Below are 13,688 nucleotides of genomic sequence, written 5' to 3'. Positions count from 1 at the left end.
ATGAAACCATCACGCGCAATCATCAATGCAGAGGGATGGCAAACCTGCTGGCCCGAGTGAAACACTTCATGGATACCGTGTCTCCTTTCCCGGGGAATGGCTATGGCACAGCGAAGGTGTAGCACTATTGGGATCAGTTATTTAGGGGAGCCACAACAGGAAGAAATCATCAAAGCTGTTTGGGCTGATATAGATAATGCGTTCTCTCGACCGGTAAAAGCATCGGATGTGACATCTGATTACGTACCCACCCAAATTATCTCTGAGTTTATTAAGTCCAAAGGATATGATGGGATTGCTTATAAAAGCTCTCTTGCTGCAGGTCATAACATAGCTCTCTTTGACTTAACATCAGCAGATGTTATTGCTTGTGATCTTCATGAGGTTTCATCTGTGAAGTTCTCTTTCAATAATATGCCTGAGCATTGGTAATTTAGCATATTTGGCTTGGCAGGATCATGGCCATATCGAATAGCGAAGCGTATTCGGACGATCGCGAAAGGGAGCTTACCGAGAGGCCTCTGACTCCAGGGTTGCCTGCCTTGCCATTGCTCGGTGCGTGGCGGTATGCGGACGATTACGCTGCGCTAATCGTCCCTACATCAAGGCGTTGATTGCGTATGTTGAGCCCTTTCCTCTCTCCATTCCCCGCATTGCCAACCACCATGTCTGTCGTGACTCGCTGCTGACTTCTCCCCCGACTTCACCTTGGCTTCACACAGCCTCATTTTCCCTTCACAAATCCCCCCTATCTTCTGCCCACTGCTTAAAAGGCCCGGCTTGCCACAGGGTGGCGAGGGCCAAAGAGAGGGGAGCAAGACGATGAAATCCTGGATCAAATACGGGCTGGCCGGGGCCTTGATACTGGTGGCAAGCTTCTGGGGCGGCAGCGTGCGGGCGGCGGGGGCGTGGCCCGCTCAAGGGGGCCCGTGCCCGCCTGTCTCCCAGTTTCCCTAATATCAGGCCAATGACTGAACGCGCCGGGCTGATCTGTCAACGGAAGCGGAACAGCTCCCGGTGCAGCGGGGCGGCCAGATGGGCATCCAGGGTGTGGGCCATGGGCTCGGGGCCGCAGAACCACACCGGGGTGTGCTGGCGTTCACCCAGGGCGGCCAGATCCAGTCGGCCGCGCTCTGACTCCAGATGCAGCCGGTAGTCGACTCCGGCCCGGCGGCACAGCTCGGCCAGCCGATTGTGATAAGGGGCGGCCTCGGCGGTGGGGGCGCATTGCAGCAAGGTGGTGCCGGGGCGTTTTTCGCCGCGGCGCACCAGGGCCTCCAGCCAGGCGACGAAGGGGGTGATGCCGATACCGGCGCCCATCCAGAGCGCGGGGGCGGGATCCGGCAGGGCGAAGGCGCCATAGGGGCCGGTCACGATGACGGCATCCCCCACCCTGAGGTGCTGGTGCAGCCAGCGGGTGTGATCCCCGAGGGCGCGCACCGCCAGGGTCAGAGAGCGGTAGTCTGCCGAGACATCCACCAGGGTGTAGGGATGGGGCTCGCCGCGCCCGGCGAAGTCGAAGAAGGCGAACTGTCCGGGGCGGTAGCCGTGCAGGGGCGCGGTGAGGGCAACCCGGATCTCCAGGGTGCGCTCATCCAGGGGGGCGAGGGCGCTGACCGTCCCCTGGTGACGCGCGTTCTTGCCCACCCGGCCAAACAGGGAGTAGAGCGCCCCCAGGGCACCCAGCCCGCCGCCGATAAGCAGGGTCAGGCCGACCGGGGTCAGGACGCCGATGCGTGGCAGCAGGCACAGCCCGTGCAGCCAGCCCATCAGATAGATGACGGGGGCCAGCCGGTGAACCACCCGGAAGCGCTCGTAGCGCACCACCGCAAGCAGGCTCACCGCTACCAGGGCCAGCAGCAGATAGAAACCCCATTCCCCCAGGGTATTGCCGAGTTCGTGCCACAGGTCATCGCTGCCTGCGCCTGCGCCTGCACCGCGGCGTGCCGGCCGGGTCAGCCAGTCGGCGGTGACGGCCCACTTGGGGGCCTCCACCAGCAGCCAGTGGGACATCAGGGTGCCGGTGGCCCAGAGGGCGCTGCTGCGGTGCAGGCGCAACATGCGATCCAGCCCGCCGCACCAGGCCTCGAGCCTCGGCAGGCGCAGGGCCAGCAGCAAAGAGAGGGTCATGGCGCCGAGGCCAAGCAGACCGGTCAGGATCAGCAGCTCGTGGCGCCAGGGCCAGACGCTGGCGGGCCACTGGGTGAGACCAGCGAGCCAGAGCAGGGTGAGGGTCAGGGGCAGGGCCCAGACGAGGGATGCGGGTTTCATGATGTCCTCCTTGTCCATGCCTCCATTGCACGCCTGCTTTGTGGCGAAAGTGTGCCCCCTGACTACCTCTTTTGTAGCAGAGTGTGGCAAAGGGTCGCCGGGTCAGGGCAAGCGGGCTGAGGAGGGGGGCGCGGGGCAGAACAGGGGGGCAGGAAAGCGGTTGGCGTCACCCCACAGGCCTGGGTCTGGAGAGGGGTGATGCTGGGGCAGGCGCATGGCTGCCCCAGCAAACAGTCGTGTCAGGATTTTCGTCCCTTGCCGCCCTTGTTGCCCGCGAGGGCCTGCTTTCTGGCCTTCTGCTTCTGGGCGCCCTTGCTGGCGCGGCGCGGCTCGGGGTCGAAGCGGGTGAGATCCGGCTCAAAGCCCGGGAACCACTGCTGGGGCAGGCGGGTATCGAGCACGGCTTCGACTTTTTCCAGCAGGGGGGCGTCTTCCGGGCTGAACAGGGTGATGGCGAGCCCCTTGTTGCCGGCGCGGCCGGTGCGCCCGATGCGATGGACGTAATCCTCGGGCTGATGGGGGAACTCCAGATTGATCACATGGTTGAGATCCGTGATATCGAGGCCGCGGGCCGCCACGTCGGTGGCGACCAGCGCCTGCAAGGTGCCTGCGCGAAACGCCAGCAGCACGTTTTCCCGCGCGCTCTGTGACAGATCCCCGTGGAAGGCGAGCGCATTGATGCCCCCCTTGCCAAGCTGCTGGGCCAGCTTGTCGGCCCCCTGGCGAGTGCGGCTGAAGATCAGCGCCGGCGCCCAGCCCTTCACGGTCAGCATGTGTTGGACCAGCGCCACCTTGCGATCGCTGTCCACCGCATAGACCCGCTGCTCCACCTCGGCCGCCGTGGTGTTGCGCGGTGCCACTTCCACCAGCGCCGGGTCGCGCAGCAGTACCTTGCAGAGGGCAAACAGGTTGTCATCGCAGGTGGCCGAGAACAGCAGGGTCTGGCGATCCGCCGGGATTTGCTTCAACAGCGCCTGGATCTCGTCCATAAAGCCCATGTCGAGCATCCTGTCCGCCTCGTCAAACACCAGATGGCGCAGTTCTGCCAGCGTGAGCGCCCCCTGGCGCAGGTGATCGAGCAGGCGGCCCGGGGTGGCGATGAGGATATCCACCCCGGCGTTCAGCGCCTCCACCTGTGCGGCGATGCTCACCCCGCCGTAGACCAGCGTGCTGGTGAGAGTGGTGCCCCTGGCGTAGCGAGTGACGCTCTCGGCAACCTGCACCGCCAGCTCGCGGGTCGGCACCAGCACCAGTGCGCGGATGGGGCGGGGGCCATCGCTCGTCGGGTGTTGCAACAACTGCTCCAGCAGGGGCAGCACGAAGGCGGCGGTCTTGCCGGTGCCGGTCTGGGCGCCCGCCATCAGATCCCGCCCCGCGAGGATCAGGGGGATGGCGCTGGCCTGCACCGGGGTGGGGGCGGCGTAGCCAAGCTCGGTCAGGGTTTGCTGCAAGCGGGGGGAGAGGGCCAGTTCGGCGAAAGTGGCAATGGACATAGGGCACCAGTATGGGGTTATCCCGCCCCGTGGCCGGGACGGAAACAATCAGCGTGGGCGGGATGGTAACAGATAGCAGGGGAGCGGCAGAAGCCGGGCCGCTCAGGGGGGCGAATTGTCACCCGGATCGCGGACAAGGCGGATGGTCTGCCCCTGGTAATAGGCGATATTGCGCTTGCCGTGCTGCTTGACGTGATAGAGCAGGTCGTCGGCCAGTTGCACCGCCTCGGCCACCGTCAGGTAATCGCGAATGCGGGTTACTCCGGCGGAGAAGGTGATGGGGGCGGGCAGCTCGGGGATGCGCAATGGCCGCTCCAGCAGGCGGGCGGCGGAGTGATGCATCATTTTGTCATCGTCCATCCCCTTGAACAGCACGATGAACTCTTCCCCGCCCCAGCGAATGGCGACATCGCCCTTGCGGATATTGGTCTTGAGGTGATTGGCGAAGGCGACGAGCGCCAGGTCACCCACCCCGTGACCATGGGTGTCGTTGACGGACTTGAAGTTGTCGATGTCGAGGATCATCAGGTAGTCGTGCTCCCGCAGCAGCGCCTGATTGAGGATGTCACGGCGTGGCAGCCGGGTCAGGTGGTCGGTCTGGGCCAGGATGCGCAGACGGGTAACCAGGCTGCGCCCCGTCAGCATGATCAGCAGCAGAATGATGAGATAGAGCTTGAAGGCCGCCCCGTAGAGCACGGACCGGATGAAATCGCCGTAACTGTATGACCACTTGAGGTAGAGATCATTGCCTGCCTGAGTGCGCATCAGCGGCGTGCTCAGGCAGAGGTGGAACGGGCGGCAGGGCTCGACCTCTTCGAAGGAGAGGACGGTCCGGGTCGGATTGAGGCTCTCGAAGGGGTGCAGCACATCCTTGAACGCCCGGTCGACGGCGATGTCGATGCCCTTGAGTCCATAGCGGTAGTCCTTGATGGCGGGCTCGTAATAGACGAAGGGGAAGTAGAGGGTGATGGTATTCAGTCCGGTGAAGGTGTCGGTGTAGATCTCGGATACCCAGGCTTCATCCGTGCTGCAGGGGACATGGGTGGCCGCGAAGGAGGCGCAACCGAAAAAGTGGGTCCAGGGCTCGATGTCATTGAGGTCGGTGTTGACCGGGAGCAGCTGGCTCGGCAGCATCCCCTTGTTGGCGACCATGCCAAGCAGGCGGCGATCGTCATAGAAGGCGTAGAGGTTGAGGACCTCGGAGTTGGAGATGACGTACAGGTAGGCGAGGAGCATCTGGTTGGCCGGGGGCAGCACGGGAATGACCGCCAGGCGCTTCAGGGTGGGGAGATCATAGCCATAGGCATAGGCCGCCGCATCCCCGTTCTCGCTGAAGATGGGCATCTTGATGCTGCTGTTGTCGATGAAGTCAGCCAGTTTCTCTGGCGCCAGGATGCGGGCCCGCTGATAGAACACCTCGAACAGGTTGGCTTGCTTGGCGGTAATGAGCGCCATATCGTGCCTGATGACGAAGTAGGTGTAGTTGGCTACCAGCCCGAGCCCTGTCAGAGCCAGACATAGCCAGCCAAACCGGTAGAGCCATCGACGGGGGATGATACGCAACAGTGATCCAGCCATGCAGTGAACTCGTCCATGGTGACAGAGGCCATTCTTGTAACTGATTTTGCCGGGCATCACCAGATGAAGTTGGTGGGTCGTCACCCGGCATGCGCAAGAATGAGCCAACAATATCAAAAAGATAGACGATGAGGCGTCATGCGATGTCAGGCAGGGGAAAGGGGGGGCGACTGAAACAAGAGGGCATGGCGCCCTCTTGTGTGGACTGTGACGGGCGCCTTAGCGAGCCTGGTATTTCGGCGAGCGGGGGCCATGGAGGATGCCGTTGGGCATGTCGGCACTGAGCAGCCTGACGCTGGTGATACCGGCGATTTCATGGCCCTTGTCGGTAAGGGTGTTGGCAATCTGATTGACCACCGCCACCACCAGCATGCCGATGAGGCCGCCCCCCGAATTGCCCTGCTGCTCGGCACTGCTGGCGCTGGCACTGCCTTCCCACAACAGCTTGCCGGTGCGCAGATCCACCAGGCGGGCACTGGCGGTGACCACTGTCTCGCTGGAGATGACCAGATAGCTGGTGCCGTACTCCTTGATGTCGAGGTAGAGGGCGGTATCGGCTCCGTAGATCTCGTGGAGCTTCTTGATGGGCAGCGCCTGGATGTCGGCGGGCTCGGTCACGCCGTTCTGCCGGAACGTCTCGTTGGTGACCGCTACCGGCAGCACGTAATAGCCGGACTCGGCGAGCGGATAGGTGATCTGGGATTGCAGGCTGGGGCCCGCCTTGATGTCCGGCGAGTGATTCACCGGCGGCAGCACCAGAATGGAGGTCGGTCTGCTCTCCTTGAAGTTGCTGTAGTCGTAGCCGGGGCCCTGTGCACAGCCGCCCAGGAGGAGGGCGCCCAGCGTGAGGGCAAGGAGGGTGCGCAGGGTCATTGGGTCTCTCCCTTCTTGTTGGACATCAGGAAGTTCATGAAGGGGGCCGATTCGGGGAAGAGGCGCTTCTCGGTTTCGAACTGCTCGCGAGTCTGGGCATCCTTGCCGAGCTGGGCGTACAGCATGCCGAGGTGAGCGTGAAAGCCCGGTGGCACAGCCTGCCCCTTGGCGCTTGCTTCTTGCTGGTTTTTCTCCAGTGCATCGATCTGCGCTTCGACCCCGGTGTCGTCACCCTGCATGTGCTGGTAAACCACCCCCTGATATTGATCCCAGTTGTAGAGCGTCTGCGGCCCCTGGGCGCAGGCGCTCAGCAGCAGGCCGCTGACCAGCAACAGGGAAGGACGGAACAGCGTCATCTCGTCTCTCCTCATTGGGCCGGGCGCCAGGCACCGGTCTCGATGCCGTTCACCAGATTGTTGACAGCCTCGCGGATGGCGAGATCCAGCACCTTGCCGTTCAGGGTGGAGTCGTAGCTGGCGGTGCCGCCGAAGCCGACGATCTCGCGGTTGGAGAGTTCGTACTCCCCGGCACCCTGGGAAGAGAAGACCACTTCCGAGGTGGTGACGTTGACGATGTTCAGGTTGACCTTGGCATAGGCGATCTGTGACTTGCCGCGACCCAGGATGCCAAATAGCTGATGATCACCGACTTCCTTGCGACCAAACTCGGTGACGTCGCCGGTGACCACGTAGTCGGCGCCCTTGAGTTGCTGAGCCTGTTGCTTGATCCCGGCTTCGGCCTGGATCTCCGCCATGTTGTCGCGATCCAGCACGCTGAAGCGGCCGGTCTGCTGCAGGTGGGTGATCAGCACGGTTTTCGCCTGGTTGCCCAGCCGGTCCACGCCGTCGGAGAAGATGCCACGCATGTAGCTGGAACGGTTGTCGAACTTGCCGACGGCGATGGGGCTGCGTGCGCCCTGATAGTGGCTCTGATAGGAGGCAACCTTGGGCACCTCCAGGGTGCGCGACGACTCGCTCGCACAGGCTGTCAGCAAGCCCGCCATCAGGATGACACTGGATGAAACAACAAACTTCTTCATGTAAGGCCCCGTTATCAAAGGAAAAAACAGCGGCGGACTCTAACATGGTTCGTTGCGAAGAAAGTGCCCCGTATGGGGGGCATACCCGCTCAATCCCTGTGCGTTTGACAGGGGGTGGCGGAGGGCTGGGTCTGTTGCAGGGGCTGGAACACCTCCTCCAGGGCTGCCACCAGGGCACGCATGCGGCCCGTCTTCTGCACATCCGGGTGCAGCACCATCCAGATGTCGATGGGATCGTGCTGGTCAGGCAGCAGGCGCACCAGGGCGGGATCCTCCTCGGCGAGGAAGGTGGAGAGCAGGGCGATGCCGAGCCCCTGCCGGGCGGCCGCCATCAGCACCAGCTGGGCATTGCTCTGCAGGACCACGTTGGGTTCGTGGAGCGGTTCGCCGCACAGACTCAGCCAGTGACGGGCCACCAGCTCTCTGGGAAAGAGCAGCAGGTCGTGTTCTTGCAGTGCCTGACCCGAGCGGGGCGTGCCCCGCCTGGCCAGGTAGTCGGGAGAGGCGTAGAGCCCCATCTTGATGGTGGCGAGCCGTTTGACCACGAGATCTCCCTGCTCGGGGCGCACGCTGCGAATGGCGAGATCCGCCTCCTGATTGGGGATGTCGCTCACGCTGACGGCGGTCAGCAACTTGAGGCGGATGCCGGGGTGGCGCTGGCGCAGCAGGGTGAACGCGGGCAGCACGAAGCCCTGGGCCAGGGTGTCCGTGGTGGCGATGCAAAGCTCCCCTTCCAGCTCCCCCAGGCTCGCGGTGCGCATCATGGCCAGGGCCGCCTGCGCCATGGCCTCGGCCTGGGGCAGCAGCGCTTCCCCCAGGGGGCTGGGGCGATAGTGTCTGGGGGTGCGGATAAACAGCTTGGCCCCCAGCTGCTGCTCGAGCAGGGTGATCCGCCGCCCGACGGTGGCCTGATCCACCCCGAGCTCGAGTCCGGCCTGCCGCAGGCTGCCCCGCCGTGCCAGGGCCAGGAAGAAGCGGGCATCGTCCCAATTGATCATGCTTGCTCCTCACTCAAGCAGAACGCCCGATTGGCGCCGCAATATTAGATGCCAGCGGGGATGGCAGCACAAGGGGATAGACCGGGTCCGGTGCGTGCCTGCGGCTCCCCGGCCAAGGGCCGCGCTACCCCGACGTGATGCAGGATTGAGTCGGCGTGATGCAGAACTGCCGCAGTCCGGGGTGGGCGGGATCGCTATGATGTCGCTCCCGATTGCGGTTTCATTCGTCTGCCACTGGAGTGTCCATGTCTGTCTCAAGCGTCCCGGCTTGCGAGCCAGGTCAGGTTGTCCATCCTCGTCTGCGCTGGTTTCTCTCCCTCGCCCTGATGTCGGCCCTGCTCAACAGCAGCGTGCCTACCCCGCTCTATCCCCATTACCAGGCGGCCCTGGCTCTGAGCGATCTCGGCCTCAGCCTCATCTATGGCGGCTATGCGGGGGGCGTGCTCATCGCCTTGTTCGGGGTGGGCAACCTGGCAGGACGAGTGGCGGATCTGCGCACCCTGATCCTGCCTGCCTTGGTGGCGGTCGGGGGCGGGGCACTGCTCTTCTCCCTGGCCGACAGCTTCTGGGCCCTTTTGCTGGCGCGGCTGCTGGCCGGGATTGGCACGGGCAGCCTGACCGGTGCCGCCAATGTGGCGCTGCTGCGTTTTGGCCCCAGGGATGGGGGCAAGCGGGCGGCGCTGAGCGCCACATTGTCTTTCACCGCCGGACTGGCCCTTGGCCCCGTGTTCAGCGGGCTGGCGCTGCAGCAGGATCTCTACCCGACCACGCTGCCGTTTCTGCTGATCCTGGGGATGGCGGGCTGCGCCATCGGGGGGCTGGTGTTGAGCTGGCCCAAAGGGGTGAGGGCGACGGAGGCCGCCCTGAGCGGGCAGGGTGGCGGAGCCCTGGGAGAGGGGCTCAGGGCCACGGGGGTCGGGTTCTTCCTTTGCGCCCTGGCGCTCTTCACCGCCTGGGCGGTGGCGGCCAACTTGCTGGCCATGGGTCCCAAGGTGGTGAGCGAGATACTGGGCATGACGGATCTGGGGCTGTTCGGCTATCTTGTCGCGGCCTATCTGGTCTTCTCCGGGCTTTGCCAGCTCTGGGCCCGTCGCCTGGATGCTCGCCATACCCTGCAAAGCGGCGTGCTGGCCCTGGCGCTGTGCGTGCTGCTCTTTGCCGGGGCCGTTCACGGCCTGCCCAGCTGGCTGGCGGGGCTCGGGCTGCTGGTGGCGGGCTATGCCCAGGGGGCCGTGTTCGTGGGCAGTGCGACCCTGATCAATCGCATCGCGCCCCCGGCCAGCCACGCGCGGCTGCTCTCCCTCTTCTATGTGATCGCCTATGTGGCGAACTGGGTACCCGTGTTGCTGGGCTGGGTGAGCGACGGGGCCGGTCTTGGCGTCGCGCTGGATCTGCTCTTCGTCGGCAGCACCCTGACAAGCCTGGGGCTGGCCTGGGCGGTGTCTCGGCGGCGCTTCGAACCCGCTGTGTGACAGGGCATCACCCATCGACCAGGACGACGCTCCCGGCATCCAGGTGGTGCATCCACTCCCGCAGGATCAGCAGGGCGGCGGCGACGAGCCTCTCCCTCGGCAACTGGGCGGAGGCGAGAGGATCCCCCTCCACCATGGCGGCCAGCTGGCCGAACAACCGCTCTATGTTCTCCCGGCTCTGCACCCGGTTGCCGAGCACCTCGGCCAGGGGCACCGGGCTTTGCAGGTGCAGCACGGGGTGAGGTGGGATCCGGTCCGCGAGGGGCATCAGCACATCCTCCACCACCATGATGGCCTGCTCAAGCTCGAGGGGGGTCAGCAGATCCTCCGTTACCGGGATGGCCTGCTCCAACTCCAGGGCGCTCGGCGGGTCCCGGCGAAACGGACCCGGGGTCAGGGCATCGAGCCCCAGTGTCAATGCAAATGTCTGGCTGGTGCCATCGGCCGCGGTGAGCGCGACCTGGCTTCGGGTATTGCCCAGGCTCAGCAAAATGGTGTCGTGATGCTCTCTGGTCATCTGGTGTGCTCCCGGCGTTGGATGCCCCATGGATACACCCGCACGGGGCGGATTGGCGAGTCATTTCGCCCCCCATTCGGGCATCAGGGGTTGCAAAGATCTCCTTGAATGGCAATCTGGACGTCTAAACGTCTTGAAAGGAGCCCTGACATGGATATTCGTATTGTCCCCCGCGCCCTCGTGCTCGCCCTCTCTCTGGTGGGGGCGAGTGCTCTTGCCAACGAGGCCCTGGTGTTCCAGACCGACTTCGGTCTCAAGGATGGCGCCGTCTCCGCCATGAAGGGGGTCGCCTTCGGGGTGGACCGCACCCTGCCGCTCCATGACCTGACCCACGAGATCCCGGCCTACAACATCTGGGAGGCCTCCTACCGCCTCTATCAGACCCTGCAATACTGGCCCGAGGGCACCGTCTTCGTCAGCGTGGTGGACCCCGGTGTCGGCACCGAACGCAAGTCGGTGGTGCTCAAGACCAGGAGCGGCCACTACATCGTCAGCCCGGACAACGGCACCCTGACCCTGGCGGCGGAGCACTTCGGCATCGACACCGTGCGCCAGATAGACGAGAAGACCAACCGCCTCAAGGGCTCCGAGAAGTCCTACACCTTCCATGGGCGCGACGTCTACGCCTACACTGGTGCCCGCCTCGCCTCCGGTGCCATCAGCTTCGAGCAGGTGGGGCCCAAACTGCCTGCCGAGGTGGTGACCATTCCCTATCAGCCTGCTGTGGTCGAGCAGGATGGCACCCTGAAGGGCACCATCCCGATCCTGGATGTGCAGTACGGCAACGTCTGGACCAACATCGACGAGGCCCTGCTCGGCAAGGCAGGCATCCACAAGGGGGACAACGCCTGCATCAGGATCAGCGAAGGAGATGCGCTGAAATACGAGGGCAAGGCCCCCTACGTCAGCAGCTTTGGCGATGTACCGGAAGGCCAGCCCCTGGTCTACCTCAACAGCCTGTTGCAGGTGTCGGTGGCCCTGAACATGGACAGCTTCGCCGCCAAGCACCAGGTGCAATCCGGCGCCAACTGGCAGATCAGCCTGAAGAAGTGCGGCTAGAGCTAGAAGGAGGCTGCCAGCGGGTGCAATCCGGTACAAACGGCATACCAGCCTGAAGAAGTGCGGCTTGAGGGAGGCTGCCAGCGGGTGTTATCCGGTACAAACGGGCAGATCAGTCTGAAGAAGTGCGGCTAGGGTTCAACCCTTCTGTCGGCGATACGTCTTTCTGGGCGGTGGCGCCTTGTCGGGCCAGGCGGTTATCTCATCGCTTGTCATCCTTGTTTAATAAAGTGCCCCCATGCTGTGGCCGGACGCAGTGATTACGCAATGACGCCAGCACAGAGAACAAGGAAAAGCCGATGAGCCGTTTTGACGAGAGAGACAGCGCCAACCACCCCCGGGAGCAGGAGCCGGAATTCAACCGCCTCATCGAGGCCGGCCTGAGCCGCCGTGGTTTCCTGAAGGGGATGGGCGCCGCCAGCATGGTGGCCTTCTTCGCCGCGAGCCCCGTGGCCCGCGCCGTGGCCGCCGCGACCCAGCCGCTGCTCGGCTTCCAGGCCGTGCCCGCCTCGGTGGCCGACACCATAGTGGTGCCGCCCGGCTACCGGGCCGAGGTGCTGATCGCCTGGGGGGATGCCCTGTTCCCCGATGCCCCCGCCTTTGCCCAGCGCAATGATGCCAAGGCCCAGGCCCGCCAGTTTGGCGACAACAACGACGGCATGAGCTTCTTCCCCCTGGGCCCGGATCGCGCCCTGCTCGCCGTCAACAACGAATACACCAACTACGAATATCTGTTCGCGGATGGCGGCAAGACCCTCAGTGCAGAGGCGGTCGCCAAGGCCCAGGCGGCCCACGGGGTCTCCCTGGTGGAGCTGGCGCGCATCGATGGCAAGTGGCAGGCCAACCCCAAGGGGGCCCTCAACCGCCGCATCACCGCCACGACCCCCATGACATTGAGCGGCCCGGCGGCGGGCCATGCCCTGCTCAAGACCCAGGCCGATCCCGAGGGGCGCACCGCCCTCGGCACCTTCAACAACTGCGCCAATGGCCAGACCCCCTGGGGCACCTACCTCACCTGCGAGGAGAACTTCAACGGCTACTTCGGCAGTGCGGGCAAGCCGGTGCTGGACCAGCGCACCGCCCGCTACGGCCTGGCCGCCGAGGATGCAGGCTTTGGCTGGCACAAATTTGACGAGCGATTCGATCTCGCTAAGCATCCCCAGGAGCCGCACCGCTTCGGCTGGGTGGTGGAAATCGATCCGCAGGATCCCGCCTCCACCCCGAAGAAGCGCACCGCCCTTGGCCGCTTCAAGCATGAGAATGCCGCCTTCACCGTCAACAAGGATGGCCGCGCCGTGGTCTACCTGGGCGACGACGAGCGGGGGGAGCACATCTATCGCTTCGTCTCCAAGAACCAGGTGGCGCCGGGCGATGACCCCGCCAACCGGGATCTGCTGGACGAGGGCACCCTCTATGTGGCCCGCTTCGAGGCCAGGGAGGGGGAGCTCAAAGGTACCGGCCAGTGGCTGCCCCTGGTACACGGCCAGCATGGCCTGACCCGGGAGAACGGCTTCGCCGATCAGGGGAGGTGCTCATCTTCGCCCGGGAGGCGGCGACCCGGCTCGGCGCCACCACCATGGACAGGCCCGAGTGGGTGGCCGTGCATCCCCACAGGGCAGAGGTCTACTGCACCCTGACCAACAACAAGAACCGCGGCCTCAAGGAGAACCAGCCCCTGGACGGCGCCAACCCCAGGGCCGAGAACCCCTATGGCCAGATCATCCGCTGGCGCCCGATGGGGGACGATCACGGGAGCGACCGCTTCGAGTGGGATCTCTTCCTGCTGGCGGGCAACCCAGGTGTGCACAAGGAGGGGCTGATGGCGGGCAGTGCCAGCATCCACCCGGACAACATGTTCAACAGCCCGGACGGCATCGGCTTCGACGAAGCGGGACGGCTCTGGATCCAGACCGACGGCGACTACTCCAACGAGAAGCAGTTTGCCGGCATGGGCAACAACCAGATGCTGTGCGCCGATCCCGCGAGCGGCGAGGTGCGCCGCTTCCTGACCGGCCCCGTGGCTTGCGAGATCACGGGCCTCACCTTCACGCCTGACTGGCGCACCCTGTTCGTCGGGGTGCAGCACCCGGGGGAGGAGGGGGCTCCCTCTCACTTCCCGGACGGCGGCACCGCCATCCCCCGCTCCGCTGTGTTGCGGATCACCCGGGACGATGGCGGCATCATCGGCGCCTGATGGCCCGGGATCACCGCCTGGCCCGTGATGACAAGAGCCGCCTTCGGGCTAATGCCGATCAGTTAAGGATCCATTGACCGATCCTCAGGCTGTGTAAGAATCCGAAACTCCTTGTTGGGTTTCGGATTTTTTTATGCGTATCGACCAAGCTCTCGACTTCATTCACGCCTGTCCTCCCGGAAAGTTTGAGTCCC

14 protein-coding genes and 1 pseudogene are annotated in these 13,688 nt (G+C 64.4%); 7 read left to right on the top strand and 8 right to left on the bottom strand.

The annotated features are described in order from the left end of the window. The 3 genes and pseudogenes from J9892_RS14055 to J9892_RS25050 all read left to right on the top strand — a co-directional run. A pseudogene (locus J9892_RS14055) lies at positions 1 to 122 on the top strand (IS630 family transposase); the annotation flags it as partial. Further along, on the top strand, positions 103 to 432 hold the full coding sequence (locus tag J9892_RS14050) for an RES family NAD+ phosphorylase (protein ID WP_210538517.1): 330 nt from the start codon (positions 103 to 105) through the stop codon (positions 430 to 432). The pseudogene J9892_RS14055 and the gene J9892_RS14050, both read left to right, overlap by 20 nt. Positions 433 to 822: 390 nt before the next feature. After that, entirely contained in the window at positions 823 to 957 is a 135-nt protein-coding gene (locus J9892_RS25050; protein ID WP_257710345.1) for a hypothetical protein, read from the top strand. Positions 958 to 993: 36 nt separating this feature from the next. Here J9892_RS25050 and J9892_RS14040 read toward each other — a convergent pair whose 3' ends face one another. The 7 genes from J9892_RS14040 to J9892_RS14010 form a co-directional block, all read right to left on the bottom strand. Continuing rightward, a complete protein-coding gene (locus tag J9892_RS14040; RefSeq protein WP_201956318.1) occupies positions 994 to 2,289 on the bottom strand; it encodes a ferric reductase-like transmembrane domain-containing protein in 1,296 nt (431 codons plus the stop codon). 221 nt (positions 2,290 to 2,510) lie between these two features. Continuing rightward, entirely contained in the window at positions 2,511 to 3,764 is a 1,254-nt protein-coding gene (locus tag J9892_RS14035) for a DEAD/DEAH box helicase (RefSeq protein WP_210538516.1), read from the bottom strand. 102 nt (positions 3,765 to 3,866) lie between these two features. Then, a complete protein-coding gene (locus J9892_RS14030) occupies positions 3,867 to 5,342 on the bottom strand; it encodes a GGDEF domain-containing protein (RefSeq protein WP_210538515.1) in 1,476 nt (491 codons plus the stop codon). Between the two features lie 219 nt (positions 5,343 to 5,561). Beyond that, positions 5,562 to 6,215, bottom strand: a complete 654-nt coding sequence (locus J9892_RS14025; protein WP_041214564.1) for a DUF799 domain-containing protein — start codon at positions 6,213 to 6,215, stop codon at positions 5,562 to 5,564. After that, positions 6,212 to 6,571: a DUF4810 domain-containing protein gene (locus J9892_RS14020; RefSeq protein WP_010672939.1), complete on the bottom strand. Its 360-nt coding sequence runs from the start codon at positions 6,569 to 6,571 to the stop codon at positions 6,212 to 6,214. The genes J9892_RS14025 and J9892_RS14020 overlap by 4 nt, the downstream gene beginning before the upstream one ends. A gap of 11 nt (positions 6,572 to 6,582) precedes the next feature. After that, positions 6,583 to 7,254, bottom strand: a complete 672-nt coding sequence (locus J9892_RS14015; protein WP_029313711.1) for a CsgG/HfaB family protein — start codon at positions 7,252 to 7,254, stop codon at positions 6,583 to 6,585. An 89-nt stretch (positions 7,255 to 7,343) separates the two neighbouring features. Beyond that, a complete protein-coding gene (locus J9892_RS14010; protein WP_043155350.1) occupies positions 7,344 to 8,252 on the bottom strand; it encodes a LysR family transcriptional regulator in 909 nt (302 codons plus the stop codon). 245 nt (positions 8,253 to 8,497) lie between these two features. On the opposite strand from J9892_RS14010, the gene J9892_RS14005 reads away from it, so the two are divergent. Beyond that, a complete protein-coding gene (locus J9892_RS14005; protein WP_210538514.1) occupies positions 8,498 to 9,724 on the top strand; it encodes an MFS transporter in 1,227 nt (408 codons plus the stop codon). Between the two features lie 7 nt (positions 9,725 to 9,731). Here the strand turns inward: J9892_RS14005 and J9892_RS14000 are convergent, their stop codons facing one another. After that, positions 9,732 to 10,241, bottom strand: a complete 510-nt coding sequence (locus J9892_RS14000) for a hypothetical protein (protein WP_210538513.1) — start codon at positions 10,239 to 10,241, stop codon at positions 9,732 to 9,734. A 150-nt stretch (positions 10,242 to 10,391) separates the two neighbouring features. On the opposite strand from J9892_RS14000, the gene J9892_RS13995 reads away from it, so the two are divergent. The 3 genes from J9892_RS13995 (at position 10,392) to J9892_RS24640 (ending at position 13,494) form a co-directional block, all read left to right on the top strand. Next, positions 10,392 to 11,300, top strand: coding sequence for an S-adenosyl-l-methionine hydroxide adenosyltransferase family protein (locus J9892_RS13995; RefSeq protein WP_210538512.1), 909 nt, complete (start codon positions 10,392 to 10,394; stop codon positions 11,298 to 11,300). A 299-nt stretch (positions 11,301 to 11,599) separates the two neighbouring features. Then, a complete protein-coding gene (locus J9892_RS24645; protein ID WP_349237047.1) occupies positions 11,600 to 12,937 on the top strand; it encodes a PhoX family phosphatase in 1,338 nt (445 codons plus the stop codon). Further along, positions 12,829 to 13,494, top strand: a complete 666-nt coding sequence (locus J9892_RS24640; protein ID WP_349237046.1) for an alkaline phosphatase PhoX — start codon at positions 12,829 to 12,831, stop codon at positions 13,492 to 13,494. Before J9892_RS24645 ends, J9892_RS24640 begins: the two co-directional genes overlap by 109 nt. Positions 13,495 to 13,688 lie beyond the last annotated feature (194 nt).

This window comes from Aeromonas sp. Prich7-2 (genome assembly GCF_017939255.1).
Lineage (GTDB): Bacteria > Pseudomonadota > Gammaproteobacteria > Enterobacterales > Aeromonadaceae > Aeromonas > Aeromonas caviae.
Note: the sequence above shows the minus strand (reverse complement) of the source record. Positions and strands in the feature narration are given on the sequence as shown.

What these genes read in the sequence shown, in the direction of transcription:
- J9892_RS14015 (WP_029313711.1), bottom strand. Translation starts at nt 7,254, where the DNA reads ATGAAGAAGTTTGTTGTTTCATCCAGTGTCATCCTGATGGCGGGCTTG.
- J9892_RS25050 (WP_257710345.1), top strand. Translation starts at nt 823, where the DNA reads ATGAAATCCTGGATCAAATACGGGCTGGCCGGGGCCTTGATACTGGTG.
- J9892_RS14040 (WP_201956318.1), bottom strand. Translation starts at nt 2,289, where the DNA reads ATGGACAAGGAGGACATCATGAAACCCGCATCCCTCGTCTGGGCCCTG.
- J9892_RS14030 (WP_210538515.1), bottom strand. Translation starts at nt 5,342, where the DNA reads ATGGCTGGATCACTGTTGCGTATCATCCCCCGTCGATGGCTCTACCGG.
- J9892_RS24645 (WP_349237047.1), top strand. Translation starts at nt 11,600, where the DNA reads ATGAGCCGTTTTGACGAGAGAGACAGCGCCAACCACCCCCGGGAGCAG.
- J9892_RS14020 (WP_010672939.1), bottom strand. Translation starts at nt 6,571, where the DNA reads ATGACGCTGTTCCGTCCTTCCCTGTTGCTGGTCAGCGGCCTGCTGCTG.
- J9892_RS14005 (WP_210538514.1), top strand. Translation starts at nt 8,498, where the DNA reads ATGTCTGTCTCAAGCGTCCCGGCTTGCGAGCCAGGTCAGGTTGTCCAT.
- J9892_RS14000 (WP_210538513.1), bottom strand. Translation starts at nt 10,241, where the DNA reads ATGACCAGAGAGCATCACGACACCATTTTGCTGAGCCTGGGCAATACC.
- J9892_RS14050 (WP_210538517.1), top strand. Translation starts at nt 103, where the DNA reads ATGGCACAGCGAAGGTGTAGCACTATTGGGATCAGTTATTTAGGGGAG.
- J9892_RS14035 (WP_210538516.1), bottom strand. Translation starts at nt 3,764, where the DNA reads ATGTCCATTGCCACTTTCGCCGAACTGGCCCTCTCCCCCCGCTTGCAG.
- J9892_RS14010 (WP_043155350.1), bottom strand. Translation starts at nt 8,252, where the DNA reads ATGATCAATTGGGACGATGCCCGCTTCTTCCTGGCCCTGGCACGGCGG.
- J9892_RS13995 (WP_210538512.1), top strand. Translation starts at nt 10,392, where the DNA reads ATGGATATTCGTATTGTCCCCCGCGCCCTCGTGCTCGCCCTCTCTCTG.
- J9892_RS14025 (WP_041214564.1), bottom strand. Translation starts at nt 6,215, where the DNA reads ATGACCCTGCGCACCCTCCTTGCCCTCACGCTGGGCGCCCTCCTCCTG.